This window comes from Kribbella sp. NBC_00889, assembly GCF_045207705.1.
GTDB lineage: Bacteria > Actinomycetota > Actinomycetes > Propionibacteriales > Kribbellaceae > Kribbella.
Genome location: NZ_CP108783.1, coordinates 3,620,400 through 3,646,196, shown reverse-complemented (window position 1 = coordinate 3,646,196; position 25,797 = coordinate 3,620,400). Strand labels below are relative to the sequence as shown.

Here is a 25,797-nt window from a genome sequence, read left to right as displayed (position 1 = left end):
GCGGCCACCGTAAGACTCCCGCAATCAGTGCACCCAGGACGGGAGCGGGATCACCTGCACCACCTGTGGGTCGTGGTCGCTGATCTGGTCCGGGAACTCGGCGTTCATGTGCACCACGTCGTACGTCGAGGCGGGCTGCAGGTTCCGGGAGATCAGGATCTGGTCCAGGATCTGGCTGTTGCCCTCGAACACGTAGCTGTAGCGCTCCTTCACCGGCAGTGTCCGCGGCATGTCGATCAGCGACGTCTTGCCGGATCCGACCAGGATGTCGGCCGTCTCCGACCAGTCGAAGTCGTTCAGGTCACCGAGCACGATGACGTTGGCGCCCTTGTCCTTGGCCAGGATCTGGTCGACGAAGCCGCGCACCGACTGCGCCTGCTGGTGCCGCTTCGGCGCGGTCACCTGGACCGGCGGCTGGGTCCGGCCCCAGAGCGGGTCGTCGCCGCCCTTGGAGCTGAAGTGGTTGACCACCACGAACAGGCTCTGGCCGTGCCAGGTGAACTCGCCTGCCAGCGGGACCCGGGTGGCGTCCCACGCCAGGTTGGCCGGGTCGACCCGGCCGGGAGAGTAGCTCAGGTGCGGCTTGCCGAACCGGTCCGTGACGATCGTCGTGGCGGCGGTCGAGGTGCCACCGGGACGGTCGACGAACTTCACCGGCTTGTCGGTGCGGTACATGAACGCGACCCGGATGTTGCCGCCCGGCTCGCCGCCCTCCTTGTTGTTCACCGGGTCGATCTGGCGGTAGTCGTACTTCGGTCCGCCCGCCTTCTGGATCGCCGCGACGAGCAGGTCGAGGGTCATGCGTGCGTCGGTCTCGCCGGAGTTCGTGGCGCCGTCGTTGTCCTGCACTTCCTCGAGTCCGAGGATGTCCGGCGAGGCGAGGTTGTCCACCACCGCGTGGGCCAGACCGTCGAACTTGGCCGGGCCGTCGGACGGGTCCAGGTTCTCCACGTTGAACGTCGCCACCGAGACCTGCAGCGGCGAGGAGGCCTTGGTCGTCTCACGCTTCACGCCACCGTCGATCACGGTCGGCGTCTGCGTCGGGAGGAACTTGAAGTTGCCGAAGGAGTAGTCGAGGACACCCGCCACGACTCCGGCGAGCGTGTCGCCGGTCTTCGCGTCCGGGATGGGTGTCAGCACGTCGTCGAGCAGCACGCGCTCGGGGTTGCTGTCGGTCTTCTGCAGCAGGATTCCGCCGCGGACGGTCCGGACCGACGATCCGGCCGGTACGACGGACAGTTCGCGGAACGAACTGGTGGGACCGGTGACCTCGGGCTTGTCGATGCCGAGCCACATGCCCTCCAGCGACTCCCAGAAGTCGAGGCCGTCGCTGGCCGGGTCGAACGCCGTACTGGTCGTCTCGACGTCGCCGTTGGAGTCGTCGTCGATCACGGTCGACGGCGGGACCCGGCCGCCCGTGCCGACGATCGTCGGGGCCGGTACGGGCGCGGCGCCGGTGACGGTGATCGTCGGGTTGGTGATCTCCGTGGTGGTCAGGTTGTCGGTGCCGGAGCCGCCGGGGCGGAATTCGGCGACGGTGCCCTGGACGGTCAGTGCGTCACCGACGGCCACGGTCGGCGCGGAACTCGTGAAGACGAAGACACCTTCGCTGGTGGCCGGGTCGTTGTCGGGCTGCGGGTCCTGGAACCAGAAGCCGTTGGTGCTCTTCGCGGTGACCACACCGGTGACGTTCTTGACCGGCTTGCCGTTCAGCGGCGACAGGTGCGCGGCGCCCTGGATGTCGTGGATCTTCGCGTCCACCGGGTCCGGATCCGGCGGCGTCGAGGTCAGCGTCTTCGGGGACGGGTTGACCGCCGCGAACTCGGCCGCGTTGTCGTCCGCGTCCTGGGTGGGGACCTTCCGGGTGGCCGAGGTCGTGTTCGACAGGCCCGGTGCCGGAGCGGTCTCGGAGTCGCTCGCCGTCAAACCGTAGCCGACGAAGTCCTTGACCTCGGGAGCGTTATGACAGGCCGTCGTCCCGCAGGACAGCGCCGTCTGAGTGGTGACGAGGGCAACCTTCCCCGCCGATGCGGACATCAGGATGCTGCCGGTGGCGTCCGGTGCGGGCATCGGCTGACCGTTGCCGGCGCCGGCGCCTTCCTGGACCAGGTAGGCGGCGCCCGGGGCGATGCTGCCGGTGAGGTTGGTGACCTGCCAGGAGCTTCCGGCCGCGGAGGCGTACTGGACCGACCAGCCACTCACGTCGATCGGCGCCGTGCCGTTGTTGGTCAACTCGATGAAGTCGTTCGTGTAGGGCGCGCCACTGTTACCGCCGCCGCCGTACACCTCGGTGATGACCACATCGGTCGACGCGGCGTCTGCCGGCGCGGCGGCGAGTGCCACTGCCAGGCCGGAGACAATGAGACTGGACGTGACCACGAGGGCGCCCAGGCGGCGCCGTGATCGGTTCGGGGCAGACATGAGCCGGATTCTCACACCCGGACCAGTCGCCGCCAAGGTCCAACACGTGAACACCAGGTGCGGCCCCTGAAGGCAGGGGTGATCATTCGCCGGACAGCGCCAGCAGTTGGTGAACCTCGACCGGTTCGGCCTTTCCTTTGAGGTCGACCAGGCCCAGGGACTGGGTCACCGCATCCGGCAACAGCGCCTTCGTCGCGGGCCCGATGGCGACTCCGCCACCCGGTGCCTTGCCCTCGATCCGGGAGGCGACGTTCACGGTGTCGCCGATGACCGTGTGGGTCCGGCCGCCCTCGGTGCCGAGCAGGCTGACCGAGGCGATCCCGCTGTTGATCCCGACCCGGAACCGCGGCCAGTTCGGGTGCGCCGCCTGCACAGCGGCCGCGGCCTCCTGCAGCGCAAGCCCCGCCGCGGCCGCCCGGGCCGCGTGGTCGGGCTGATTGCCGCGCTTGTTGAAGGTCACCATCAGCGCGTCGCCGATGATCCGGTCGACGTCGCCGCCATGACGCCGTACGACGGGAGGCACGACGACCTGGAAGTAGGTGTTCAGCATCGTGGTGACCTCGGCCGGATCGTGGATCTCGGAGAAGGTGGTGAACCCCTGCAGATCCGCGAACAGCACGCTCAACTCGCGCCGGCCCGAGACGGTGTCGTCGAGATACAGATCGGCGAACCGTTCCTCGTACCACTGGATCCGGACGCCGACGACGACCAGCACGAACGCGGTCAGCATCAGCACGTGCCACTCCCACCACGACAGCGCCCAGTTCGTCGCGAACACCATCGCGACCATCGCCTCGGCGAGCAGGATGAACGCGGCGATCATCGACAGGAGCATCAACGACGGCTTCCGCCACCACATGTGCAGGTAGCGGGCGGCCGCGATGGCGTACAACAGCACGGCCGGTACGGCGAGCGCGGTGAGGATGCCATCGGCAACCTCTGGTACGGCGGTGTCGTGCAACGGAGGCAGACGCAGGATCGACGCCACCGCCCACAAGGCCATCAGAGTCAGCAGTGCCGCACGCCCAACCCGCCCCCACCGGACCGCGGCCACTACCCGCCCGCCCGACATGTTCAGGCTCGACAGAATCGCGAAGATCGACGCGACCGCGACCCCGATGGGCGTCGCCAGCGTGAAGCCCGCGTTCGGTGTGTCCAGCAGAACCTTCGGCGTCGCCAGCGCATGCAACCCGAGGAACCCGGCCGCCGACAAGAACGCCAGTGACACCAGCAGAACCCGCGGATCACCTCGCCGCAGCGCCGCCGCACCCGTGATGTACGCCAGTACGGCGCTCAGTCCCGCGGTGAGCAACACCAGCCAGAAATGCGCTGGGTGGTGCTCCCAATGCACATCCAACTGCGGGCTCTGGACCAGGAGGAACAATCCGGCCAGCGGCACCAGCAGCACCAGCGTGGTCAGGACAACCATCGCCGGGGTGTAGACAAACCGCCGTTCAGGCATCCTCGGACACCCTGAGATGAGTGTGGACCTGCGAGACGACCACGGACCCTTCACCGACCGCCGACGCCACCCGCTTCACCGAACCACTGCGTACGTCGCCGATCGCGAACACCCCGGGCATCGTCGTCTCGTACGGCTGGGGCGGCCGGTCCTCGGCCCAGCCCGGATCCGCCGCGGCGTCCGACCCGGTCAGCACGAAGCCCCGTTCGTCCCGGCCGACCTCGTCCGGCAGCCACTGCGTGCCGGGTACGGCGCCGATCATCACGAACAACCCGTCGACGTCGAGCCGCTCCTCGCCGCCCGACGTACGGTCGCGCAACGTCACCCACTGCAGCCGCCCGTCGCCACCACCGCCGACGACCTCGCTCCAGGACCGCACGACCACGTTGGGCGCGGCATCGATCGCGTCGATCAGGTACTTCGACATGCTCGCGACGAGATCTTTGCCCCGGATCACCAAGGTGACCAGCTTGCAGTAGCGGGCCAGATGCAGCACCGCCTGCCCGGCCGAGTTGCCGCCACCGACCACGCACGCGTCGCGATCCGTCAGACCATGGGCCTCCGACACACTGGCGCCGTAGTACACGCCCCTCCCCATCAGCTCCTCGAGCGCCGGTACGTCGAGTCGCCGGTACGCCACCCCGGTCGCCAGGATGACCGCCCGGGCCGTCACCTGGCCGACGTCACCGATCTCCGCGACGAAATGACCGTCCCGCCGCTCGAGCCGTTCGATCGACCGCATCAGCACGAAGTGCGCGCCGAACACCCACGCCTGCTGATAGCCGCGCTGGGCCAGCTCGGAGCCGCGGATCCCGCGCGAGAAACCCAGGTAGTTGCGGATCAGCGAACTCGTCCCCGCCTGCCCGCCGATCGCCTCCCGCTCCACGACCAACGTGCGCAGCCCCTCGGACGACGCATACACGGCTGCCGCCAATCCACCCGGACCGGCCCCGATCACCAGAAGGTCGAACGAATCCTCGCCGTCGTCCAGCGTCGTCGAGACGCCCCACGCCTCGGCGATCTCGACGTCGGTCGGATCACGCAGCACCATGCCGCCCACCGCCGGCATCCACACCAGCACGCTGTCCCCGGGGTCCGGCTCACCGATCCATTCCAGTACGGCGTTCGCCGGCACCGAACCGCTGAGCCGGAACGCACTCGGGATCCCGTTGCGCGCCAGCAGACTGCGCACCGCCTGACCGCGGACCGAGTGGTCGGACGCGATCACGACCACCTCGCGCAGGTTCGCGACCTCGTAGCGCGACCACTCCTGGACGAACTCCGCGACCGTCCGGTGGAACAGCTCGTCCTGCGCGATCCACGGCTTCAGCACGTAGTAGTTGATGTCGCCGACAGACATTGCGGACAGGATCGCCGCCGCCGTACTGCGAGTCGCCCAAGCGCCCCACTCGATCAGCAGGGCACGGCGTGCGTCCGGATGCAGAGTCCTCGACGCGGCCAGGATCTCGGCGCGCTCGTCGTCCGGCAGAGCATTGTCGACCATCACGACGGCGACCCGGTGCTGCAGGTCGTGTGCGAGCTGTAGGCAGCTCAGCGCAGCGGCCGTGGTCAGCTCGCCGCGGACCCTGTAGTCGACGCCGAAGCCCCGCTCCAGCTCGGTTTCACACCGTTCCAGACGCTCCGGGTCAGCGTCGACGACCAGCAGTAGTGGCCTGGCTTCACGCAGCTTGGCCTCACGCCGTCCGAAATGTCCCCCGGGCTCCCCACCCATGATTGTGACGGTAGGTGGGTCGCCCCCGCAGGGCAATGGACAAAGCGTTTGTTCACCGGTCCTGTCCGCCCCAGTGGGACAGGACCGGTGAAGTTCAAACGGTCAGTTGACGCTGACCGCGGACCAGGTCGCGGCGACCGCCGCCCGCTCGGGGCTGCTCGCGCCGTACAGGTCGGTGGCCGCGTTCAGCGTCGCCGTCCGGGCCTGGGCGTACGTCGTACCGGTGGTCATGTACGTCGTCAGCGCGCGGTACCAGATCTTCTCGAGCTTCTGGTGGCCGATGCCGGCCAGCGTCGAGCCGTTGCAGGTCGGCGAGTTGTGCGGCAGGCCGCCGATCGTCTTCGCGCCGCTGCCCTCGGCCAGCAGATAGGCGAAGTGGTTCGCGATGCCGGAGGAGTAGTGCACGTCGAGGTTGCCGACGCCGGAGGAGTAGCAGTCGGGGGAGTTGCCGTCCTTGCTCGGCTTGTCCATGAACCGCAGCGCCGGCCGGTCCTTCATGATCTCCTCGCCGATGTAGTAGTCACCCGGGTCGGAGGCCTTGTTCGAGTAGAACTCGACCATGGTGCCGAAGATGTCGCTGGTCGCCTCGTTCAGGCCGCCGGACTCACCGGAGTAGGTCAGGTTCGCGGTCGCCGAGGTGACTCCGTGAGACATCTCGTGGCCGGCCACGTCGATCGACACCAGCGGGCCGGCGGTCACACCGTCGCCGTCGCCGTACGTCATCTGCTTGCCGTCCCAGAAGGCGTTCACGTAGTTGGTGCCGTAGTGCACCCGGCTCGGGACGCCCTTGCCGTCGTTGAAGATGCCGTTCCGGCTGTGCACGTTCTTGTAGTAGTCGAACGTGGTCGCGGCGCCGTAGTGCGCGTCGACGGCGGCGGTGGCGCGGTTCGCGTTCGTTCCGGTGCCCCAGTGGTTGTCGGCGTCGGTGAACCGGGTCGGGGTCGGGCAGCCGAGGCCGAGCAGCTGGCACAGGATCGAGTCGGTCTTGTTGTTCGCGTCGGCAGTGAAGCCGTTGCCGCGGACCGGGTCGGTCAGCGTGAAGCCGCCGGTGGCCGCGGTCGTGTCCAGCGGCACGGTGCCGGAGTACAGACTCTGGCCGTCGCCGGTCGCGGTCTCGACGTGCTGCTCGCTGACCAGCTTCGCGCCGGTGAGTGCGTCCACGGTGGTGGTGATGTGGCTCGGCGTACCGTCCGGCTGGGTCCCGACGGTGGTGACCAAGTAGGCCAGCCGCGGAGCGCCCTCGCGGGCCTCGATCACCAGCGCGGGCTTGCCCTCGGCCTTCTGACCGCGGGCGAGTGCCTTCGAGGTGGCCGTGGCGAGGCTGAGCTTCGGGGTGCGGCCGACGTTCGCGCTGCGGGTCAGGCTCAGGCTGGCGCCCTTCCAGCTGCCGTCCTTGGCCTGGTGGACGACGACGTCGCCGCCGAGGACCTTGAGCCCGCCGATGGTCCGGTCCATCCGGACGTGGCTGGTCCCGTCCGGGTCGACGAGGACAGTGCGGACGACGAACACGTCCGAACCGGTCGCTCGCAGTACGGCGAGATTGTCGCCGATGGCGGCCTTGGCCCGGGCGACGGCGGCGGCCGGCGTGGGGACTGGGTCTGCCGTCGGCGCACCGGTGGCGGTGGTGGCGCTGGTCAGACCGAGGGCGGTAGTGGTCGCCACTGCGGTGGCAGCGGCGAACAGGGCGGATCTGTTCATCCTCGCGCTCCTTCATCAGCGTCCCGGGGGCCTCACGGCCCCGGGAACGAGGTGCTGGAACGTTACCGCCCGGTCACCCGGCGTGGCCAGGGGTGGAGAAAAGTTGCCTTTCCGCCGTTCTGCCGCCGGTTTGGTCGGTTCCGGGCGATACCGTCACGCCATGGCGAAGACCACAGCGGTGATGCTCCCCGTGGGGGACCGGGAGGTCCGCGTCTCCAGCCCGGAACGGGTCGTCTACGAGGCGACCGAGTGGGCCCCGGAGGTCACCAAGCTCCAGGTCTGTGAGTACTTCGCCGGCGTCGGGCCCGCGTTCATGCACGCGTCCGGCGACCGTCCGGTCGCGCTGGAGCGCTGGCCCGGCGGCTGGCGCGAGGGGATGACGCTGTCCGTGGACGCGACCGGCCGGCAGACCGGCGACGGCTTCTACTCCAAGCGCCTGCCGAAGGGCGCCCCGGACTGGCTCGAGACCTGCAGGGTGCTGACGCCGAACGACCGCCCGATCGACGAGCTGTGCCTGACCGAGATCGGGGCCGCAATATGGGCGGCCCAGATGGGCACCCTGACCTTCCACCCGTGGGCGGTGCGCAAGGGCGATCTCGACCATCCGGACGAGCTGCGGATCGACCTCGACCCGCAGCCGGGAGCGACCTTCGCCGACGCCCGGCGGGTAGCCGGAGTCGCCCGAGAGTTGCTCGAGGAGCTGGGTCTTCGCGGGTATCCGAAGTCCAGCGGCAACCGGGGCATCCACATCTACGTGCGGATCCGGCCGCAGTGGTCGTTCGACGAGGTCCGGCACGCGGCGATCGGCCTCGGGCGGGAGCTGGAGCGCCGCGACGACGGTGTGACCACCGCCTGGTGGAAGGAGGAGCGCGGCGACGCTGCGGTCTTCCTCGACTTCAACCAGAACCTGCGCGACCGCACGGTCGCCGGTGCGTGGTCGCTCCGGCCGCGGCCTGGTGCGCCGGTCAGTACGCCGATGACGTGGGAGCGGCTGGCCGAGGTCGACGATCCGCGGGCGTTCAACCTGCATACGGTCCCGGAGTACCTCACTGATGGTGACCCGTGGGCGGACATGGACGACGCGGCGTACTCGCTCGACCCGCTGCTGCGGCTGTGGGAGGAACTGCCGGGCGGGGAGCTGAACTTCCCGCCGGACTACCCGAAGATGCCGGGGGAGCCGCCGCGTGTGCAGCCGAGCAAGAAGGTGGCCGACCACTGGGACGACGAGGGCAACCGCATCGCGCCCCAGAGCTGACAGCCCTCAGTGCTCAGCTCCTGAGCCTCCGGCGCGGCCTGCTGCCGAGCCGGCGGCCGTTGCCGCGGATCCGGTCACGGCTGGCCTTGAGGACCTGCCGGGGGCTCTCGTCGTTCGCCACGGCGATCAGCATGACGAGCTGATCGATGGTGACTTCAAGCGCACTCGGTGCCAGGCTCAGATGCGCCGAGACGGCGGCTTCGTCGGACGGTGGCTTGAGTGTTACGTCCCAGCCGAACTCCTGCGCCGCGTTGTCGAGCAATGACCTGTCTTTGGACTGGTCGCTCCACAACCAGACCTTCAGTTCCGCCGAGCTCTCCATCTCGTCCCCCTCGCACGCCGCCCTTGCCTGCGACATCGGCGGCACTGACCGGACTGTTACACAACCTGACCGGCCACCGCGGCGACGTGCGAGCCGCCGCACCCGGCCCTGGGTCCTCGGTTGGCCCTCGCTGGCGGGTTGTTTCACGGCTGGCGGGATACAAGCCGCCGGCGGGTAGCTAACCCGCCAGCGAGCGGATCTAGTACAGCGTCAGCAAGCAGAACCGGTGCGGCGTCAGATGGTGCGGAGGGCTCCGCCGTCGATGGGGATGATGGCGCCGGTGATGTAGGAGGCGGCGGGGGAGAGGATGAAGGCGGCGGCTCGGCCGAACTCGTCGGGGTCGCCGTAGCGGCGCAGCGGGATGGTCTTCTCGGAGGCGCGGCGGGCGGCCTCGGGGTCGCCGCCCTTGGCGTCGAGTTCCTTCAGCCGGTCGGTGGCGATCCGGCCCGGCATCAGGCCGTTGACGCGGATCCCGTTCGGGCCGAGCTCGTCGGCGAGCGTCTTGGCGACCATTGCCAGCCCGGGACGCAGCCCGTTGGAGATCGCCAGCCCGGTGATCGGTGACTTCACCGACGACGACAGGACGAACGCGATCGACGTACCCTCGGATCCCGCTCGGGCGACCGACCGCGCGATCCGCAGTGCACCCAGGAAGACGCTGTCGAACGCGGCCCGCCAGTCCTCCTCGTCGGTGTCGAGAGCCGTCCCCGGCCGCGGGCCACCGACGCTGACCAGGGCCCCGTGCAACTCGCCCCACTTGGCGATCGCCGTCGCGGCCAGCCGCTCGGCACTCTCCGGGTCGGCGTTGTCGACCGGGATGCCGACCACGTTCTCCCCGAGCTCGGCCGCGGCCCGCGCGATCGACTCCTCGTTGCGGCTGGAGATCACCAGCCGGGCACCTTCACCCGCGAGGGCTTTGGCGGTGGCGAAGCCGAGTCCGGCGCTGGCTCCGGTGACGATGTACGTGCGGTCGCGAAGTCCGAGGTCCACGACCACCATCCTGCCTCACCGCAACCCATCGCGCACCTTGACGGTTCGTGGCCGATGGCAAGAACCAGCAGAGTTCTAGTACGCCGACCTGCGCAGCGGCGACGCCGCGGTGTTCAGGTGCCAGGCGGTGTTGACCAGACCGAGATGCGAGAACGCCTGCGGGAAGTTCCCGAGCATCCGCCCTGCGACCGGGTCGTACTCCTCCGCGAGCAGGCCCACATCGTTGCGCAGGGCAACAAGCTTCTCGTACAGCGCCCTCGCCTCGCCGACCCGCCCGATCATCGCCAGCGAGTCAGCCAGCCAGAACGAGCAGATCAGGAACGCACCCTCGTCACCGCCCAGCCCGTCGTCGGTGTGCTCGGTGAGATACCGGCGGACGAACCCGTCCGGCGCCAGCTCCCGGCGTACGGTCTCGACTGTGCCCACCACCCGCGGATCCTCCGGCGGCAGGAACCCGACCTGCGGGATCAGCAGTACGGCGGCATCCAGCGCCTTGCTGCCGTACGCCTGGGTGAAGGTGTTGCGGCCGGAGTCGTACGCCTTCTCGCACACCTCCCGGTGGATCTCGTCCGCGGTCGCCCGCCACTGCTTGGCCGGCCCACCCATCCCGTACCGCTCGACCGCCCGCGCCGCGCGGTCGAACGCGACCCACGCCATCACCTTGGAGTAGGTGAAGTGCTGCCGGCCGCCGCGCACCTCCCAGATCCCTTCGTCCGGCTGCGTCCACACCTCGCTCAGGTGGCGCATCAGCCCGCGCTGCATCGACCAGGCGTCGTCGCTCGGCCCGATCTGCGACTCCCGCGCCAGCGCGAGCACGTCCATCACCTCGCCGAACACGTCGATCTGCAGTTGTTCGGCGGCCGCGTTCCCGATCCGCACCGGCGCCGAGGACGCGAACCCGGGCAGCCACTCCGCCTCGAACTCCCGCAACCGCCGTTCACCGGTCACGCCGTACATGATCTGGAGGTCGGCGGGTGAGCCGGCGATGGCGCGCAGCAGCCAGTCCCGCCACGCGTGCGCCTCCTCGGTGTACCCGGTCCGCAGCATCGCCGACAGCGTCATCGTCGCGTCCCGCAACCAGCAGAACCGGTAGTCCCAGTTGCGCGACCCGCCGAGCGCCTCGGGGAGCGAGGTCGTCGGCGCCGCGACGATGCCGCCGGACGGCGCGTAGGTCAGCGCCTTCAGCGTGAGCAGCGACCGGGTGACCTCCTCGCTGGTCCCGTTGGCGTCGGTGCTGCGCCCGATCCACTCGGTCCAGAACGACTCCGTCGGCTCCAGCGCATCGAGTGCATCGATCGGATCCGGTACGGCGTCATGCGACGGATGCCACGTGAGCACGAACCAGGCCTGGTCGCCGGCCGACACCTCGAAGTCGGCGTACGTCGCGAAGTCGCGGCCGTACTGGTGAACGTCGGACCGCAGCGACACCGCGTCCGGGCCGGCGATCGCCACGACCTGACCGTCGATGCTCCGCACCCAGGGAACCACGTGCCCGTAGTCGAAGCGCAGACGCACCTCGGACCGCATCGCGACCCGTCCGCTGATGCCTTGCACGATCCGTACGACGTCCGGCGCGGCGTCCCGCGGCGGCATGAAGTCGATCACCCGGACCGAACCACTGCCGGTGGACCACTCGGTCTCCAGCACGAGCGTGTCGCCGCGGTAGTGGCGGCTGCTGGTCGCGTCGGCGTCCTGCGGGGAGAGCCGCCAGTGCCCGTTGTCGTCGGTACCTACCAGGGCGGCGAAGCAGGCGGGGGAGTCGAACCGCGGAACGCACAGCCAGTCGATCGAGCCCTCCCGGGACACCAGCGCGGCGGTCTGGAGGTCTCCGATCAGTGCGTAGTCCTCAATCCGGCGCTCCGGCGCGAGCTTCTTCGGGTTTGTCTTCTTCTGCTGTGACTGGTGCCTGCCCGTCGTCGCTGGAGGAGGTGTCACCGCGTGTGTCCTGTCGGGAGAAGTAGATCAGTCCGCCGATCGCGAGCAGGGCGAAGAAGAACCACTGCAGCGCGTAGAAGAAGTGTGGCCCGTCGTCGATCTCCGGACCTGGGAACGCGCCGAAGTCCGGGTCGTTGGGCGGATCCTGCTTGTCCACGGTGAGGTAGCCGTCGTACAGGTTGAGGCCGAGGACCTTGGCGAAGTCCGGTCCGTTGATCAGCCGCGCCGTACCGTCGTCCGGCGTGCCGCCATTGGTGCTGCCGCCGCGCTCGCTGCGGCGTAGGCGGCCGGTGATGCTCACCTCGCCGGTGGGTACGGCGGGGATGTGGCCGGGCGCGAGTTCGGGGCCCTGACGGGCAAGGAAGCCCCGGTCGACCAGCACTGCCTTGCCGTTCGAGAGGACCAGCGGGGTGACGATCTCGAAGCCTGGACGGTCGTCCACATTGCGGTACCGCATGACGATCTGCTTCGAGGCGTCGTACCGGCCGGTGACGACCGCCGTACGCCAGGCGTGCTGGTCGCCGACCAGGCCCTGCGCGCCGACGATCTGGTCGATCGGCGCCGGCGGAGCGGCGAGATTGGCCCGCGTCACGTCGTTGCGGGCCTTCCGGTCGTCCAGTCGATGCAACTGCCAGCGACCGAGCTCGACGCACACGCCGGCGAGCACCAGGACCGCCAGCGCAGCGGCGATCCAGCGGACATTCAGGAGACGACCCACATCTCGAACTTAAGCCATCACCTGAAACGGTCTGTCCCCGGCACGTAGGCTGGGGGGATGACGGCAACGGAGGAAGTGATGCAGCTGGGTCTGGCGGACCGGTTCGGCCGCGTCGCCACCGACCTGCGCGTCTCACTCACGGACCGCTGCAACCTGCGCTGCGCGTACTGCATGCCCGAGGAAGGCCTGGACTGGCTGCCCAAGCCGGAGCTGCTCACCGACGACGAGGTCGTACGGCTGGTGTCGGTGGCCGTGACACGCCTTGGTGTGCAGGAGATTCGCTTCACTGGTGGCGAGCCACTGCTGCGGCGAGGCCTGGTCGGCATCGTCGCCCGTACGACGGAGCTGACGCCGCGACCAGAGGTCTCGCTGACGACCAACGGGATCGGCCTTGCCCGGCAAGCTCAGGCACTCAAGGACGCCGGCCTGGACCGGGTGAATGTGAGCCTCGACACGATCGAGTCGGACACCTTCGTACAGCTGGCCCGGCGGGACCGGCTCAAGGACGTACTGGCCGGACTCGATGCGGCGCAGGCGGCCGGACTGACGCCGGTCAAGGTCAACGCCGTACTCATGCGCGGCGTGAACGACCGGCAGGCGCCGCAGTTGCTGGAGTACTGCCTCGAGCGTGGCTACGAACTGCGGTTCATCGAGCAGATGCCGCTCGACGCCCAGCACGGCTGGACTCGCGCCAGCATGGTCACGGCGGACGAGATCCTCGAGCAGTTGTCGGACCGGTTCGACCTGGAGCCGACCGACGCGGCAACCCGGGGGAGTGCTCCGGCGGAGTCGTTTACAGTTCGGGGCGGACCACAGACGGTCGGGATCATTGCCTCGGTCACCAGGCCGTTCTGCGGAGACTGCGACCGCGTCCGGCTGACGGCGGACGGTCAGGTCCGCGACTGCCTGTTCGCCCGGACCGAGTCGGACCTGCGGTCGGCCTTGCGCAGCGGTGCCGACGACGAGGAACTGGCGGATCGCTGGCGGCGCGCGATGCGGAACAAACTCCCCGGCCACGGCATCAACGACCCGAGCTTCCTACAGCCCACCCGCCCGATGTCGGCGATCGGCGGCTGACCGTCATACCGGCCCAATCCGGAAATGCAGTTTTTCGGTGCGGACTTAACACTTAGGAGAAAGGCTCGACCTCCCGCAGGAATGACCTGCGGGCCAGGAAGTCCGACAGGCTCTCCTTGTGTTCGTCGCATGCGAGCCAGGTCTTGCGCCGGTCCGGAGTGTGGATCTTCGGGTTGTTCCACCGCAGCGCCCACGTCGCAGGCTGCCCACATCCCCTGGCGGAGCAGACGGACGGGAGTGCTTCTTCAGTCATCGTCAGAGCCATTCCGGTGGTCGCAGGCAATTGTTCCTGACCACTCAATAATCAAAGTGTGGGCAAAATGAAGCGACGTCGGACAGCCACGGGGGGAGCCGTCCGACGCCGCATCAAGTCCCTGAATTCCACTCATGAACTTCAGAGCACGCGGGAGATTCTGACACGGATCCTGTCCGAGTTTCCAGTCCCGGCACAGATCACTTTTCGGTGTCGATCGGCCGGTCCGTATCCGGGTCCGGATCCGGCTGCGTGACGACGCCGGGATGCGGGCCGATCGCAGGCCGCTCGGGGGCGATGAACGGCGCGGCACCGGACACCGTGGAGGAGCGCTGCGTGTTCGCCAGCACCACCGCGATGTAGGGCAGGAACACCGCAGCCACGACGAACATCCAGCGCCACGGCGACGGAGTGAGCACGGCGAGCACGAAGCAGACGATGCGGATCGACATCATCCAGGCGTACCGAGCGATCCGGCTGTCCAGATCCTCGGATCGGCCCGGCTGTGCATTCGTCACCGAGATGACGGTTTCGCCGGTCCGTTCATGACGTCTCGACATCTATCCTCCTCACCAACACCAACGGTACGCCGCGCCGGCCGCCCGGGCGCAGGCAGGATGGAAGGAACGTTCGATGACCGATCGCACCTACCGCGTGACAGAGATCGTGGGCACGTCCAAAGAGGGCCTGAACCAGGCCATCACCAACGCCGTCAGCCGGGCCGGTGAGACCTTGCGGCACCTGGACTGGTTCGAGGTGACCGAGATCCGCGGCCACATCATCGACAACGAGATCGACCACTACCAGGTCGGCCTCAAGGTCGGCTTCCGCCTCGAAGACTCCTGATTCGCAGTACGGCGGCAGTCCGGTGAGTACCCGCCGTCCGGATGGGCGGACGGCGGGCGATAGCGTTCGTGCGACTGGTGACGAGTGAGGAGGGCTTGTGAGCAGGTCTGTGTTGGTGACCGGCGGCAGCCGGGGGATCGGGCTGGCGATCGCTACCGCGTTCCGGGAGGCCGGCGACCAGGTCGCCGTCACGTACAACACCAGCCCACCGCCGGAGGGCTTCCTCGGGGTCAAGTGCGACATCACCGACCAGGAGCAGGTGGACGCGGCGTTCGACGCGATCCAGGAGGCCCACGGTCCGGTCGAGGTGCTGGTGGCCAACGCCGGCGTCACCCGCGACACGCTGCTGCTGCGGATGTCCGACGACGACTGGGACACCGTCATCCAGACCAACCTCACCGGCGCGTTCCGGGTCGCCCGCCGGGCGGCCAAGGGCATGCTGCGGCTGCGCAAGGGCCGGATCGTGTTCATCTCCTCGGTCGTCGGCATGCTCGGCTCGCCCGGCCAGGTGAACTACGCCGCCAGCAAGTCGGGCCTGATCGGTATGTCCCGCTCGATCGCCCGCGAACTCGGCAGCCGCGGCATCACCGCGAACGTGGTCGCCCCCGGCTTCGTCGAGACCGACATGACCGCGGTCCTGCCGGAGGAGACGCAGAAGCAGTACCTGAGCCAGATCCCGCTCGGCCGCTTCGGCCTGACCGAGGAGATCGCGAACGCGGTCCGCTGGCTCGCCTCGCCCGAGGCCGGCTACATCACCGGTGCGGTGATCCCGGTCGACGGCGGCATCGGCATGGGCAACTAACGTTCATTTTCGAGAAAGGGCATGCCGGTGGGCATCCTCGACGGCAAACGCATCCTGGTCGCGGGCGTCACGCTCGACTCCTCGATCGGTTTCGCGACCGCCAAGGTGGCGCAGGAGCAGGGCGCCACCGTGCTGATCTCCAACTTCGGCCGGGCGCTCAGCATCACCAGACGCATCGCGAAACGCCTGCCGCAGGAGCCGCCGGTCCTCGAGCTGGACGTAACCAACGCCGAGCACCTGGCCGCACTGCCGGACGCCGTACGCGAGCACGTCGACGGTCTTGACGGTGTGGTCCACTCGATCGCGTACGGCAACCCGGAGACCATCCTCGGCGGGAAGTTCCTGGACGGTCCGTGGGATGACGTGTCCCAGGCGCTGCACGTCTCGGCGTACTCGCTGAAGGCACTCGCGGTGACCTGTGCGCCGCTGATGAGCCGTGGCGGCAGCGTGGTCGGGATGACCTTCGACGCGACCGTCGCCTGGCCCGGGTACGACTGGATGGGAGTCGCCAAGGCGGCCCTCGAGTCCACGAGCCGGTACCTGGCCCGCGACCTCGGTGCCCAGGGCATCCGCTGCAACCTGGTCTCGGCCGGTCCGCTGAAGACGCTGGCCGCGAAGGCGATCCCGGGGTTCGAGAAGTTCGAGGAGCCGTGGCTGGACCGTGCGCCGCTGGGTTGGGACCCGACCGACCTCGAGCCGACCGGCCGGACCATCGTCGCCCTGCTGAGCGACTTCTTTCCCTCGACCACCGGCGAGATCATCCACGTCGACGGTGGTTACCACGCGATGGGAGCCTAGGGTCGGTGGCTACCTCTCTGGTTGAGCTCCGGGTCCTCGACGGCGCCAACCTCTACTTCAGTCGTGCCGCCATCAAGCTGACGCTCGACGTGTCCGCACTCGTTGACGCACCGGCCCCGGCCGCGAAGGCGTACGGGCAGGCCATCGGTCTGGGAACCACGCGGCCCGGGCGGATCGGCTCCGGGTTCCGGCAGCGGTTCGCGATCCGCGTCGCGGGTCACGTCGTACGACGGATCGCGCGGGAGGCCGGGATCGGCCGGATCGGCGTCCGGGTCCGTGCGGAGTCCGACGTACGCCGGCTTGTGGTGGCGTTCCCGTGGGCGCACGAGGAGCGGGCGCGGGCGCTCGGTGCCGCGATCGTCGAGGTGCTGGACGCGTTCGGCGCCGAGGATCTGACCGAGCTGATCACGACGGTCGGCGACCGGGTCCGCAACGAGCCGCCCGGCAACTCGCCGCCGACGATCCGGCCCAAGGTGCCGGTGGTGGCGGTGACCGGGACGAACGGGAAGACCACGACCTCGCGGATGATCGCGCACATCGGTCGTGCGGCCGGTCTGCACGTCGGTTGGTCCAGCACCGACGGCGTCTACTTCGACGGCAAGCTGGTCAAGTACGGCGACTTCTCCGGGCCGAGCGGGGCCGGTCAGGTGCTGTCCCAGCCCGGCATCCAGCTCGCGGTCACCGAGACGGCCCGTGGCGGCATCCTGCGCCGCGGGGTCGGCGTGGCCTCGAACGACGTCTCGGTCGTCACCAACGTGACCGCGGACCACCTCGGCCTGGGCGGGATCGACACGGTCGACCAGTTGGCCGAGGTGAAAGCGGTCATCACCCAGATCACCAAGCCCCGTGGCTGGTGCGTGGTGAACGGCGACGACCCGCGAACCTTCGCGATGCGGCTCGGCTCGCCGGCCAAGTGCTGGGTGTTCTCCCGCGACCCCGACTCGCCGTCGATCCGGAGCGTGCTCGACGAGGGCGGGCGGGCGACGACCGTCCTGGACGGGTTCATCACCGTGCTCGACCAGGCGGCCGATCCGGAGCCGCTGCTGAAGGTCGTCGACGTACCGATGACGCTGTCTGGCCTGTCGCACTACAACGTCGAGAACGTGCTGGCAGCGGCCTCCGCGGCGTTCGGCCTCGGGCTGCCGCGGGCGGCCGTGATCGAAGGGCTGAGCACGTTCGCACCGAACGAGAACAACCCCGGCCGGATGAACATGTACTCGCTGCGCGACTTCACCGTCGTGATCGACCTCGCCCACAACGAGGCCGGCCTGGAGGCGCTGCTCGAGATCATGAACGGCGTCCGGCGGCCGGGCGGACGGTTGCTGCTGGCGCTCGGTTCGCCGGGGGACCGGGCCGACGACATGGTCGCCGCGCTCGGCGCCATCGGGGCCCGGGCGGCCGACCGGGTGATGATCGGGCACAAGAGCGACTACCTGCGCGGCCGGCCGCCGTCCGAGCTGGAGGCGGTGTTCCGCGAGGGCGCCGCGTCGGTCGGCGTGGACGACGTACCGGCGTACCCGTCCGAGCTGGAGGCGGCGCAGGCGCTGGTCGGGGAGGCGCAGGCCGGGGATGTGGTCGCGGTGATGTCTCTGCAGGATCGGGCGAGTCTTGACGCCTGGTTGCGGTCCGAGGGGGCTACCGTCGACACACCGGAGACCTTGAGAGCCAAGGTCGAGAGAGCCCAGCGGTAGCCCCTCCGCCGCGGTTGGGGCGGGAACGGGGTGTCATGCGCTACCTGTGGTCGATCCCGGCCGCCGTGGCCGCCTGGTTCGTGGCCGGCTTCTCCGCGACGTACCTGAGGGGTCTGCCGGAGGGTGCGACGATGTTCGTGCCGCAGCGGGTGGATCTGCTGGTTCTGGGTGGGTTCGCCGGTGGCGTGCTGGCCGGGTTGCTGGTCACGCGGGTGCGCATCACCGTGCCGCTGGTCGTGGCTGTCGGCGCCGGCTTGTGGTGGCTGACGGGCAACGACTGGTCGGATCGGTCGCAGTTGACCACGTTGCTGGTGGCAAGCGCCGTCGGTGGTCTGTTCGGTGCCCTGGGCACCAGAAGCTCGGTGGTCGCCGCCTTCGCTCTCGCCCTGCCGATCGCGTGGTACGCCGTGCGGCCTGCGAACCAGTTGGACGAGTGGCGGTGGCTCTGGCAGCTGAACGGCCTGCTTGTGGCGGTCGGCCTGGCTCTCGTTCTGTACGTCGCCTGCTGGCGGCGCGGCTGGCGATCCGCGTACTTCTGGGTGCCGCTGGCGGGCTTCTACCTGGCCTCCTTCGGCATCGTGAACGCGATCCGGGTCGTCGATCGGGCGCCGGCCGCACAGTCCGCCAACGACACCGCCGACGCGGCCACCGACGCGTTCTTCCAGTCCTTCGAACCGGTCCTGCGCGAGTACGGCGTCTGGCTGGTGCTCGCCGTACTCCTGGCGATCCCGATGGTGGTCCTCAAGCTCCGCGCCTTGCCGCCGCCTCCGCCACCACCGGACCCGTACGCCAACAAGTCCAACGACGCCGTCCTGTCCGACGACCTCGACTGGATCGACCGAGACGAACCCCGCCGCCGCCTCCTCGCCCGCCGCCAAGAACAAGCCTCCTGAACCACGGCACCTGGGGAGGAACCGGTGGTGGCTCCTCCCCGGACTGTCGGTCAGCGTTTGATCGCGTGGCCGTTCGCGTCGAGGGGCTGGACGGTGGTGACCGTCAGGTCGCGTCGTGGGATCACGATCGCGAAGAACCGCAGCGTGTCAGTGGCCGGGGTCGCGACGGCGTTGGTGGTGTAGGTCTTGCCGCCGGCGGTGATGCGGACCTTGCGGGCGCCGATCGGGGCCGAGCCCATCACCAGGGTGGCGTCGATCGTCGTGCTGCCTTTCTCCTTGCCGTACCCCTGCACCACCCAGTGCGTGCCGTTGAGCGGTGGGTCGAAGCAGACGAGCGGCCGGCCGAAGCTGACCGCAGGTCCCTCGTCGGTGACCAGGCAGCCTTCGCGGGAGTAGACCAGGACCGCCCAGGACTCGGTCGGGATGATGCCCTTGGCGACGTAGTACGCGTGCGGCCGGTAGGCGTTCGCGTCCGGCATCTTGGTGAACCGCTCCGCCGACCACGGTGGCGGCAGGATCTTGTTGTGATCACCGGCTGCGGATGTCGGAGTGGTGATCGGCGTGGTCTTCGTGCTCGGTAGTTGCGGCGTGCTCGGCTGGACCGAGGCGGGCGACGGAGTCCCGAATCCGGCCACGGCAGGTTCGGACGGCCGCATCGAGTCGAGCAGGGGGCCGGTGGCCAGGGCAGCGGCGGTCACGCCGGCCATAGTCAGGATGGCGGCCGTGCCCCGACGGCGACGCTGCCGGCGCTTGATCCGCAGCCGGATCGGAGCCGCGGGGTCCGACGGCTCGGGGCGGTCGTCGGTCAGTACGGCGAGCTTCGTGGTCAGGTCGTCGGTCATGCGATCCCTCTCCCGGCCAGGTCGGCCAGTTCGTCAGGTGTGCCGAAATGAAGGTCGGTGCGGAGCGCGTCGAGTCCGCGGCGGGTGTGCTGCTTCACCGCACCGACCGAGCAGCCGAGGAGGTCGGCGACGGACCGCTCGGACAGGTCCTCGGCGTACCGCAGGTAGACGGCGGCGCGTTGCCGCGGACTCAGCCGGGCCATCGCTTCGCGGAGGGCGAGCCGCTCGTCCACCTGGGCCGTGCCCGCGCCCACCGCGGTGTCAGGTGGCGTCTCGGTCGGGCGCTCGCCGGTCCAGCGGCGGCGCCGGCCGGACAGGAACGTGGTGGTGACGATCTTCCGCAGGTACGCCTCGGGGTTCCCACCGCTCACCTTGCGCCAGTGGAACCACAGCTTGGTAAAGGCCTCCTGGGCGAGATCCTCGGCTTTCTGGTGGTCCAGGGTCAGCGCGTACGCCAGCCGCGCAGTGGTCGACCACCGCGCCCGTACGAACGCGTCGAAGTCGTCATCGACCGGATCAGCTCTCATCGGCATCCACTCCTCACCCCCTCGAACGCCGTCGCCAGCGTTTCAGGGTGACAGGTCAGGCGAGGAGTTTCTGGGCGAGCCAGGTGCCGGGCTGGAAGCCGGGTGGGAGGGCGAAGACGGCCGAGCCGACGGTGGTGGTCCACTCGTTGAGGGCGTCGGCCGCGTCCAGGCGGAAAAGGAGTGGGAGGAACTGGGCGGCGATGTCGGCCTGGTGACTGAGGAAGATCAGGCCGGATTCGCGGGCCGGGCCGGTGTCCTGGACGTAGTTGAGGCCCTTGCGGAAGATCCGGCGGCCGTCGTTCTCGGAGTGGTGGGAGAGGCGGGCGTGCGCGTTCTCCGCGATCACCAGGCGGCTGTCAGGGCCCCGGGCTTCGAGATCGAGTTCGTCGTGCTCGGCCGTGCCGGTCAGCGGTGCACCGGTGGAGAGCTTGCGGCCGACGGAGCGTTCTTGCTCCGAGCGGGTCAGTTCGTCCCACGCGTCGAGGTTCATCCCGATCCGGCGTACGACGAGCGTCGTACCGCCGCGGAACCAGTCGGGACCGTCGGACGACCACACGATGGTGTCGAACTCCGGCGTACCGACGGCCGGATTGCCGGTGCCGTCGACCTGACCGAAGAGGTTGCGGCCGGTGACGGGTCGGCCGTCGGAGCCGGTGCCGTTCCAGAACCCGGTCTGCCGCCAGGCGGGAGTGGCGAACGGCTTCGCGTCCGCGACCAGGCGTCGTACGGCGTGTACGACGCTGACGGGATCGTCGGCGCCCACCATGATCAGCAGATCGCCGTCCGACCACCCGGGGTCGAGCCGATCGTGCTTCATCACCGGCAGATCGTCCAGCCCGGGCGGCTTCTCACCGGTCAGCTCGAACACCCGCGGCCCGAATCCAACCGTCGTCGTCAGCGCAAGGTTGCCGGTCGCCAACTCCGGCGCGGTGTCCCCAGGTGCCGCCCGCCCGTTGGCCAAGGCAACAATGTCACCGGTCCACAACCGCATCAACCGCCCGAGCGTCGCCTTGTCCACGCCCGGCCTCAGGGCGAACGCCACCAACTCCGCATGCCGAGGAGAAGCAGCCGCGATCCCGGGCTGATGCTCCCCGTACGGGTCCACACTCCGACCAGCCGCGACAGCCACCTCGTCCTTGCCCAAGGCAACCACCCCACCAACCACAGCTGCACCCGCAACTGCTGCACCGGCAAAGCCGAACAGCCGCCGCCTGGACGGCCCTTGCGCGGGAGATGCCGGCGGGGCCGGTGGGGGTGGGGGTGTCGCCGGGTCGGCGGGTGGGGGTGGGGTGGTCATTTGATGGGCGGGGTCTCGGTGGGGTGGTAGTGATCTTCTTCCTCGGTGAAGGACTTGACCGGGACGGTGAGGTCGTGGCTGGTGTGGTCGGAGAACGTGAGGGTGAGGGGAAGCTCGTCGCCGGGCTCGAGGGGCTGCTTGAGGCCCATCAGCATGATGTGGTCGCCGCCGGGGGAGAGGTGGGCGTGCGAGGTGGCCGGCACGGTGATGCCGCCGGGCTTCTCCTGCATCACCATCTTGCCGTTCTTCGCCGCCATCTCATGCAGCTGAACCAGGCCGGCCACCGGGGAAGTTGCCGAGGTCAACTTGATATCGGTCGTGCCCGGGTTCGTCAGCGACATGAAGGCGGCCGTCATCGTGGTGTCCTTGGCACCGGTGGTGGCACGCACCCAGGCGTCCTCGACCAGCACACTCGGCGTACTCACCGCCGCCTCCTGGGTGGCAGTGGACGAGCCGCAGGAGGACAGCAATACCGGGAGGGCGACAGCCATAGTGGCCGCCAGCAACTTCATCTTCACGGAGAGCCAACGACCGCCACCGTCAGTGAGTTCCGAGTATGTCGCGAATGGCTTCGAGGTACCCGAGCCGATGCGTTGTGGCAGGCAACAAGTACGACCCGTCGGTCCACTCGTTCCACGCGTTCACGGTGATCACCGGATACCGCGGCTTCCACCGCTCGACGAAGTCCACCGCCTGCCCCACCGCCGCCGCGAACTCGTCCGGACTCTGATCCCACACCGACGTCCACGAATACCGCCCGTCGACCTACTCGAGCGACTGATCCGTCCGAGGCGAGGGATCCCGTCCGACCGTCACGTTCGGATGGAAGTCCACGTCGAGCAGGCCGGCGTACCGCTCGTACTCCGCGAACGCCGACTCCCGCAGCTCAGCCACCGATGCCGTCGGAAAGGACGATCCGCCGACGTCATGGTGATGCACCCAGACGTACGACGTACCTGAGTCGAACCCAAGCGCCCGCACCCAATCGACCACCAGCGGCGACTCGGCCGACGTCGGAATCACCGCCGAGCTCCACAACACGACATCCAGATGCAGCCCGGGAAACCCCGCCGACCGCACTCGTTCGCGGAACCAGTCGAGTGCGTCCCGCGCCGCCTCGACCCCACCGAGCCCGTCGATCAAGTTCGCCAGGTCGTACACCGTGAACCACAGCCGGCGTCCACCGTCAGATAGTTCGGCCGCGCGAAGTACCGCTCGATCCCGTGCGACGCCGCCAGGTCGATGTCCGAGGCAGCGACCGCAGGATCACACTCGTCCCGATACCCCAGCAGCGGCACCCGCGGCTGCCGATGACTCTCGAACCGAGGCCGAGCAGCCTTCAGCAAATCCCACTCGGTCCACCCGTCACCGAACCACGCGGCGTTGCGGGGATCCCGATGCCAATCGGGGAAGTAGTACGCCAGAACGGTCGGCCTCACTCCGGCGCAGCCTCGGCTTCCTCGTCAGGCTGGACGAAGTCAGGATCACCGCCTTCGTCGCCCGACCGCGCACCGGCCTGTGCCAGGTGCGAGACGGACTCGAGCTCAGCCAGCACGGTCTGATGCTGGTCGACACACAGGACGACGAGATCGCCGGGGTTGGATCGGCTCAGCGCGTGCCGGATCGCGGCCAGCTCGTCCAGCACGATGTCGATCTGGCGGCAGCGCGCTCCGTTCTCCATCGCACGCCGTACTCCGGCCTCGACCAGCGCGGCGGTCTCACCGCGCTTGCGACCCCGCAGCCGGGCGTCCTCGCGGACGATCACCACGTCGAAGTGTTGCGCCGCGACCTCACCGAGCTCGCGGATGTCGTCGTCGCGGCGGTCGCCCGCGGTTGCGACCACACCGATCCGCGACGGCCGGCCGAGCTCGGACGACGCGCTCAGGCTCTCGCCGAGCCGGTCGACGAAGTCGCCGAGCATCCGCATCGCCGGCGCGTTGTGGCAGTAGTCGACGATGACCGTGCGCCCGTCGACGTCGATCTCGTTGAGCCGTCCGGGGGACAGGTAGTACGACGTGTTGAACGTCCGCAGGCCCTGCCGGATGTCGTGCAGCGGCGCCCCGGCGGCGAACCCGGCGGCCGCCGCGGCCATCGCGTTCTGCACGTTCATCATCGCCCGCCCGCCGAACGTTGCCGGGAGCAAGTGTGTCCAGGCCAGCTGCATCGACCGCCGGCCGTGCTTGACCACGATCATGTCGCCCAGGTCGGACCGCTCCAGCACGACCGCTCGGCCACCCCGACGGCAGTGCCCCTCGATGTAGTCGCGCACCTCGCTGCCCGGCTCGGCCATGCTGAACCACACCACCTGCCCGGAGCACTTCCGCCGCATCTTCCGCACCAGCGGGTCGTCGGCGTTCAGTACGGCGTACCCGGTCCGCGGCACGGCCTCGACCAGAACCGCCTTCACGTCCGCGAGCTGCTCGAGCGTGTCGACACCGCGCATCCCGAGGTGGTCGGGCTGGATGTTCAGCACGACGGCGACATCGTTGCGTTCGTACCCGAGCCCCTCGCGCAGGATCCCGCCGCGCGCCACCTCGAACACGGCGAAGTCGACCCGCGGGTTCTGCAGCACCATCCGGGCGGACTTCGGCCCGGACGCGTCGGAACGGATCACCAGCCGCTCGTCGATCACGATGCCGTCGGTCGAGGTCATCCCGACCTTGCGGCCCATCCCCTTGAAGACGTGGCTGATCATCCGCGCCGTGGTGGTCTTGCCGTTGGTCCCGGTCACCGCGACGATCGGGATCCGGCTGGTCGCGCCCGGCGGGAACAGCATGTCGACGACAGGCTTGGCGATGTACTGCGGTTCGCCGATCGTCGGGTTGGTGTGCATCCGGAACCCGGGCGCCGCGTTCACCTCGCAGATCGCGCCACCGGTCTCGCGCACCGGCTGGGTGATGTCCGGGCAGATGAAGTCGATGCCGGCGATGTCGAGCCCGATCATCCGGGCCGCCTCCTCGGCGATCTCGACGTTCTCCGGGTGCGCCTCGAAGGTCCGGTCGATCGAGATCCCGCCGGTGGACATGTTGCCGGTCAGCGTGAGCTTCACCATCTCGTCTTCCGGCGGTACGTCGTCCAGCTCGAAACCCTGGCTCCGGACGAGCTCACGCGCGGCCGCGTTCACGGTGATCCGGGTCAGGATCTTCTCGTGCCCGACACCGCGGCGCGGATCGGCGTTGGTGATGTCGACCAGTTCGGCGACGGTGTGGATGCCGTCGCCGACCACGTGCGCGGGCACGCGTTCGGCGATCGCCTCCATCCGGCCGTTGATGATCAGGCACCGGTAGTCCTTGCCGGTAACGAAGTTCTCCACGATCACCCAGCCGCGGCGGGACTGTTCGGCCGCGATGGGGAACGCCTCCCGCAGCTCGTCCGCGTCCTGCAGGTTCAGGCAGACGCCGCGGCCGTGGTTGCCGTCGAGCGGCTTGCAGACGACCGGGTACCCGATCTTGTGTGCGACCGTGACCGCCTCGTCGACCGTGCGTACCGACTCCGACCGCGGCACCGGTAGGCCGGCCGAGGCGAGCAGCCGAGTGGTCAGGTCCTTGTCGCTGGCGACGTCGACCGCGATGGACCCGGTCTCCGAGGTCATCGTCGCCCGGATCCGCTTGGCGTGCACTCCTTGGCCGAGCTGGACCAGGCTGGCCTTGTTCAGCCGGATCCACGGGATGTCGCGGGACACCGCCTCGTCCACGATCGCCTGCGTCGACGGGCCGAACGCGGTCCGCTCGGCCTGCTTGATGAACTTCTCCAGCTCGGTGGTGAAGTCGAAGTCCGGAGCCGGCTGCACCAGGTTGTTCACGAACCGCACGGCGAGTTCACCGGCGGCCAGTCCGACCGCCTCGTCGGCGTACGCGTAGGTGATGTTGTAGCGGCCGGGCATGCCCTTGACCTGGCGGGTCTTGCCCCGCCGCATGTCGTGTCCGGCCTCCTGCTGGAGCTGCAGCGACACGTGCTCGGCGATGTGGCCCAGCCAGGTGCCCTCCTGCAGCCGCTCGATGAAACCGCCTCTGCGGCCGCGCGAGCAGTGGTGCTGGTCGAGCCGGGGCAGGTATTCCAGCAGCTTCTCGGTGAAGCCGGGGATGGTGTTCGACGGGAAGTTCTCCAGCGATCCGAGGTCCACGACCAGGTGGATGGCCGGGTCGTAGCTCCACATGTTCGGCCCGCGGTAGACGCGGGTCTCGATGATCTTCAGGTCCGGGCTGGGCGCCCCGTGCGTTGCGGCAGTGTCAGTCATT

General features: G+C 69.0%; 25 protein-coding genes. 7 read left to right on the top strand and 18 right to left on the bottom strand.

The annotated features are described in order from the left end of the window. Nucleotides 1-24 precede the first annotated feature (24 nt). From OG817_RS17790 to OG817_RS17775, 4 genes are all read right to left on the bottom strand, one after another. The gene (locus OG817_RS17790; protein ID WP_406056027.1) at nucleotides 25-2,421 is read right to left on the bottom strand and encodes a lamin tail domain-containing protein; all 2,397 of its coding nucleotides are present in this window, start codon (nucleotides 2,419-2,421) and stop codon (nucleotides 25-27) included. Nucleotides 2,422-2,503: 82 nt separating this feature from the next. Then, nucleotides 2,504-3,883, bottom strand: coding sequence for an adenylate/guanylate cyclase domain-containing protein (locus OG817_RS17785; protein WP_406056025.1), 1,380 nt, complete (start codon nucleotides 3,881-3,883; stop codon nucleotides 2,504-2,506). Continuing rightward, on the bottom strand, nucleotides 3,876-5,615 hold the full coding sequence (locus OG817_RS17780; RefSeq protein WP_406056023.1) for an FAD-dependent oxidoreductase: 1,740 nt from the start codon (nucleotides 5,613-5,615) through the stop codon (nucleotides 3,876-3,878). Before OG817_RS17780 ends, OG817_RS17785 begins: the two co-directional genes overlap by 8 nt. Nucleotides 5,616-5,717: 102 nt before the next feature. Then, on the bottom strand, nucleotides 5,718-7,313 hold the full coding sequence (locus OG817_RS17775; protein WP_406056021.1) for a M4 family metallopeptidase: 1,596 nt from the start codon (nucleotides 7,311-7,313) through the stop codon (nucleotides 5,718-5,720). A 160-nt stretch (nucleotides 7,314-7,473) separates the two neighbouring features. On the opposite strand from OG817_RS17775, the gene OG817_RS17770 reads away from it, so the two are divergent. Next, complete coding sequence (locus tag OG817_RS17770) at nucleotides 7,474-8,568, top strand: DNA polymerase domain-containing protein (protein WP_406056019.1); 1,095 nt, start codon at nucleotides 7,474-7,476, stop codon at nucleotides 8,566-8,568. Nucleotides 8,569-8,581: 13 nt separating this feature from the next. Here the strand turns inward: OG817_RS17770 and OG817_RS17765 are convergent, their stop codons facing one another. The 4 genes from OG817_RS17765 to OG817_RS17750 form a co-directional block, all read right to left on the bottom strand. Further along, on the bottom strand, nucleotides 8,582-8,890 hold the full coding sequence (locus OG817_RS17765) for a hypothetical protein (RefSeq protein WP_396389931.1): 309 nt from the start codon (nucleotides 8,888-8,890) through the stop codon (nucleotides 8,582-8,584). A 234-nt stretch (nucleotides 8,891-9,124) separates the two neighbouring features. Next, nucleotides 9,125-9,889, bottom strand: a complete 765-nt coding sequence (locus OG817_RS17760) for an SDR family oxidoreductase (RefSeq protein ID WP_406056017.1) — start codon at nucleotides 9,887-9,889, stop codon at nucleotides 9,125-9,127. 66 nt (nucleotides 9,890-9,955) lie between these two features. After that, the gene (locus tag OG817_RS17755) at nucleotides 9,956-11,815 is read right to left on the bottom strand and encodes a glycoside hydrolase family 15 protein (RefSeq protein WP_406056015.1); all 1,860 of its coding nucleotides are present in this window, start codon (nucleotides 11,813-11,815) and stop codon (nucleotides 9,956-9,958) included. Continuing rightward, entirely contained in the window at nucleotides 11,727-12,533 is an 807-nt protein-coding gene (locus OG817_RS17750; RefSeq protein ID WP_406056013.1) for an SURF1 family protein, read from the bottom strand. Before OG817_RS17750 ends, OG817_RS17755 begins: the two co-directional genes overlap by 89 nt. Nucleotides 12,534-12,590: 57 nt before the next feature. Here OG817_RS17750 and moaA point away from each other — a divergent pair, with 57 nt between their 5' ends. Next, nucleotides 12,591-13,610: a GTP 3',8-cyclase MoaA gene (gene moaA, locus OG817_RS17745; protein WP_406056011.1), complete on the top strand. Its 1,020-nt coding sequence runs from the start codon at nucleotides 12,591-12,593 to the stop codon at nucleotides 13,608-13,610. 52 nt (nucleotides 13,611-13,662) lie between these two features. Here the strand turns inward: moaA and OG817_RS17740 are convergent, their stop codons facing one another. Further along, nucleotides 13,663-13,863, bottom strand: coding sequence for a hypothetical protein (locus OG817_RS17740; RefSeq protein ID WP_406056009.1), 201 nt, complete (start codon nucleotides 13,861-13,863; stop codon nucleotides 13,663-13,665). A gap of 200 nt (nucleotides 13,864-14,063) precedes the next feature. Next, nucleotides 14,064-14,423 (bottom strand): DUF3099 domain-containing protein, encoded by a 360-nt coding sequence (locus OG817_RS17735; protein WP_406056007.1) that lies wholly within the window; start codon nucleotides 14,421-14,423, stop codon nucleotides 14,064-14,066. A 73-nt stretch (nucleotides 14,424-14,496) separates the two neighbouring features. On the opposite strand from OG817_RS17735, the gene OG817_RS17730 reads away from it, so the two are divergent. The 5 genes from OG817_RS17730 (at nucleotide 14,497) to OG817_RS17710 (ending at nucleotide 18,893) form a co-directional block, all read left to right on the top strand. Continuing rightward, on the top strand, nucleotides 14,497-14,709 hold the full coding sequence (locus OG817_RS17730) for a dodecin (protein WP_131352382.1): 213 nt from the start codon (nucleotides 14,497-14,499) through the stop codon (nucleotides 14,707-14,709). Between the two features lie 97 nt (nucleotides 14,710-14,806). Further along, nucleotides 14,807-15,511 (top strand): 3-oxoacyl-[acyl-carrier-protein] reductase, encoded by a 705-nt coding sequence (fabG, locus tag OG817_RS17725; RefSeq protein WP_360439545.1) that lies wholly within the window; start codon nucleotides 14,807-14,809, stop codon nucleotides 15,509-15,511. Between the two features lie 21 nt (nucleotides 15,512-15,532). Continuing rightward, on the top strand, nucleotides 15,533-16,309 hold the full coding sequence (gene fabI, locus OG817_RS17720) for an enoyl-ACP reductase FabI (protein ID WP_406056005.1): 777 nt from the start codon (nucleotides 15,533-15,535) through the stop codon (nucleotides 16,307-16,309). A gap of 5 nt (nucleotides 16,310-16,314) precedes the next feature. Further along, nucleotides 16,315-18,000 (top strand): Mur ligase family protein, encoded by a 1,686-nt coding sequence (locus OG817_RS17715; RefSeq protein ID WP_406056003.1) that lies wholly within the window; start codon nucleotides 16,315-16,317, stop codon nucleotides 17,998-18,000. Between the two features lie 35 nt (nucleotides 18,001-18,035). Then, complete coding sequence (locus tag OG817_RS17710; protein ID WP_406056001.1) at nucleotides 18,036-18,893, top strand: hypothetical protein; 858 nt, start codon at nucleotides 18,036-18,038, stop codon at nucleotides 18,891-18,893. 50 nt (nucleotides 18,894-18,943) lie between these two features. Here OG817_RS17710 and OG817_RS17705 read toward each other — a convergent pair whose 3' ends face one another. The 8 genes from OG817_RS17705 to cphA form a co-directional block, all read right to left on the bottom strand. Continuing rightward, a complete protein-coding gene (locus tag OG817_RS17705) occupies nucleotides 18,944-19,735 on the bottom strand; it encodes a hypothetical protein (RefSeq protein WP_406055999.1) in 792 nt (263 codons plus the stop codon). Beyond that, a complete protein-coding gene (locus tag OG817_RS17700) occupies nucleotides 19,732-20,262 on the bottom strand; it encodes a SigE family RNA polymerase sigma factor (protein ID WP_406055997.1) in 531 nt (176 codons plus the stop codon). Before OG817_RS17700 ends, OG817_RS17705 begins: the two co-directional genes overlap by 4 nt. A gap of 55 nt (nucleotides 20,263-20,317) precedes the next feature. Continuing rightward, the gene (locus OG817_RS17695) at nucleotides 20,318-21,427 is read right to left on the bottom strand and encodes a Dyp-type peroxidase (protein WP_406055995.1); all 1,110 of its coding nucleotides are present in this window, start codon (nucleotides 21,425-21,427) and stop codon (nucleotides 20,318-20,320) included. A 128-nt stretch (nucleotides 21,428-21,555) separates the two neighbouring features. Next, complete coding sequence (locus tag OG817_RS17690; protein WP_406055993.1) at nucleotides 21,556-22,071, bottom strand: copper chaperone PCu(A)C; 516 nt, start codon at nucleotides 22,069-22,071, stop codon at nucleotides 21,556-21,558. A 28-nt stretch (nucleotides 22,072-22,099) separates the two neighbouring features. Further along, nucleotides 22,100-22,297, bottom strand: coding sequence for a glycoside hydrolase family 99-like domain-containing protein (locus tag OG817_RS17685; protein WP_406055991.1), 198 nt, complete (start codon nucleotides 22,295-22,297; stop codon nucleotides 22,100-22,102). A gap of 27 nt (nucleotides 22,298-22,324) precedes the next feature. Next, a complete protein-coding gene (locus tag OG817_RS17680; protein ID WP_406055989.1) occupies nucleotides 22,325-22,720 on the bottom strand; it encodes a hypothetical protein in 396 nt (131 codons plus the stop codon). Further along, on the bottom strand, nucleotides 22,699-22,998 hold the full coding sequence (locus tag OG817_RS17675; protein WP_406055987.1) for a glycoside hydrolase family 99-like domain-containing protein: 300 nt from the start codon (nucleotides 22,996-22,998) through the stop codon (nucleotides 22,699-22,701). The genes OG817_RS17680 and OG817_RS17675 overlap by 22 nt, the downstream gene beginning before the upstream one ends. Then, the gene (cphA, locus tag OG817_RS17670) at nucleotides 22,995-25,796 is read right to left on the bottom strand and encodes a cyanophycin synthetase (RefSeq protein WP_406055985.1); all 2,802 of its coding nucleotides are present in this window, start codon (nucleotides 25,794-25,796) and stop codon (nucleotides 22,995-22,997) included. The genes OG817_RS17675 and cphA overlap by 4 nt, the downstream gene beginning before the upstream one ends. Nucleotide 25,797: the final 1 nt, after the last annotated feature.